This is a genomic window from Pseudoalteromonas porphyrae (assembly GCF_001298125.1).
Classification (GTDB): Bacteria; Pseudomonadota; Gammaproteobacteria; order Enterobacterales; family Alteromonadaceae; genus Pseudoalteromonas; species Pseudoalteromonas neustonica.
Genome location: NZ_LHPH01000053.1, coordinates 1 through 1,946, shown reverse-complemented (window position 1 = coordinate 1,946; position 1,946 = coordinate 1). Strand labels below are relative to the sequence as shown.

Annotated in this window: 3 protein-coding genes and 1 pseudogene; 3 read left to right on the top strand and 1 reads right to left on the bottom strand. The window is 35.9% G+C overall.

The genetic code is table 11. From position 1 onward, the window contains the following. Positions 1-195 (bottom strand): annotated as a pseudogene (locus ADS77_RS21035) (hypothetical protein); the annotation flags it as partial. 249 nt (positions 196-444) lie between these two features. Between ADS77_RS21035 and ADS77_RS21030 the strand changes: the two are divergent. From ADS77_RS21030 to ADS77_RS21020, 3 genes are all read left to right on the top strand, one after another. Beyond that, complete coding sequence (locus ADS77_RS21030; RefSeq protein WP_152960655.1) at positions 445-933, top strand: hypothetical protein; 489 nt, start codon at positions 445-447, stop codon at positions 931-933. Between the two features lie 165 nt (positions 934-1,098). Further along, a complete protein-coding gene (locus ADS77_RS21025; protein ID WP_054456188.1) occupies positions 1,099-1,404 on the top strand; it encodes a hypothetical protein in 306 nt (101 codons plus the stop codon). 224 nt (positions 1,405-1,628) lie between these two features. Further along, positions 1,629-1,946 (top strand): transposase (locus ADS77_RS21020; RefSeq protein ID WP_161803891.1); only part of this gene is annotated, 318 nt, incomplete at its 3' end.

The window sequence follows — 1,946 nt, the reverse complement described above, 5'->3', positions numbered from 1 at the left end:
TGTCATTCCCCAACGATTTAGATTATGTGAATCACAATGGGGGCAATGAGATATTGATTCTTCATGGTCGGCAATGGCTTGACCTACTTGGTTAGTGGCAATATTTGATTCAACTTCGTGGCGAAGCTTTTTAAGTTGAGCGTAATTTAAGTTGGTAATGTGATGTAGTATATTTTGAAACTGCTTGGAAGCCATGTTGCACCTACCGTTATTAGGTTTCAGTATATTAAATATAGTTCACCAACACTTAAATACAACATAGCCATTTATATACAGTATTGGCGTTTTTCCTCCTAAGTCAAGAAATGAGGACCTTTTCCTCTTTTCTGTATTTTAATAAAAGAATAGCCTGACTTAAAGTTTAAAGCTGGCAATGTGTTACAGGATTTGTTATTAATATGAAAAACAATTAAGGGGACATGCATTGCTCATAAAAAGAGGAAAGTGTCCTTTGATAAAGTTGTTATGTGCAAAAGGTATGTCGTGGTATATCATCATCTAATTGAGAAAATATTTATATATTTCGCAACTACTCTTTTCGCGATTCTTGTTCTATTTTTCCCTTTTGCTATCTCGTACTTTGCCTTTGAAAATATAGATGGGATTAAAATTAATTTAGCGTTTAGTTACGGTATGTTAGCTTTTTTATCTATTTGTTGGCTTTATGCTATTCGCTTAGTTTATTTGGGCTGGATGGTTATTAAAACCATAAACGCGACCATAGATTATAACGTTAATGGCGTTACCATCACTCAGCAAGAGAATGTAAAATCATTTGAATGGCATAAACTAGCTAAACCCAAAGAACTATTTGATATTAGTGGGTTGGCGTTACGGGACTCTTCAAATGAAATTGTTTTTATAATATCGGCAAATGCGGTTGGTTTTGATAAGTTAAAAACGGAATTAAACAGTAGGTTAAATTGCACATAACAAGCAATTCAACAAGGACAAAAAACAGTTGGCTTTTGCTCCTTCGTCGCTATTTTAGCCAACAATTTTTTGCCTGTTAATTGGGCGTTAGTTTTATTTCGATTATCGAGTGTTAATAAAATCACTCTCACATATAAATTAAATTACTAAGTAATGGAGTTACAAATGCCAAAAATTGCACAGTATAAAGAAAAGCTACTAAATGAATTTGAAGCAAAATCAGATGACTGGACGTATGGTCACTTTGAGTCTCGCCTTGGTGAGCTTCGTTCAGGATCAAGTTATCATGATGCAAAAGGAATTATAATAGACGCTCATAAAGCTGGAAAATGGCCAGAAACAGTTAAGAGATACCTTCTTACAAATTACAGAACTCATGGCAATGTTAGTTGTGAATTCAATTCTGTTTTTAGTGATGTTTGCTCAGCTTTATCACCAGCAGAAAAGTCTACCTGGGGTATTAACTGGTAGGGTATCAATATAAAAAACTAACAAGTTGCTTAAACGGAATAAAAACAGTTGGTTATCGCTCCGCGATTTTAACCAACCATTTTTATCCGCTTAGCAAGGCGTTGTGGCTGTAGAATTACTCTTTTTAGGAACTGATTCTACACATTTGACTTGATTGCTTTTTAACCTTGAATCCACTGGGTTACTGTGATCTAATAGATATTATTCACCCACGGTAAACCGTTATGGCCAACTACAAGCCTGACTTATCCTGCCAAAATAAATTCATTCCTATCAATTTTTCTGAGCAAATCCTGCCAGGCACATTTGAGTATGCGCTTTGTTATATTGTCGAAAATAAACTCGACTTGTCGGGCTTTGACGCGTGGTATAACAACGACAAAACAGGCGCGGCAGCGTATCCGCCCACGGTGATGTTAAAGATTATTTTACTCGGTTATGCGCATGGATTAATTAGTAGCCGCCGAATAGCCAAGGCCTGTGAGAACAATATTTTGTTCATGAGTGTGTCGGGCGATATTCAACCTCATTACACATCGATA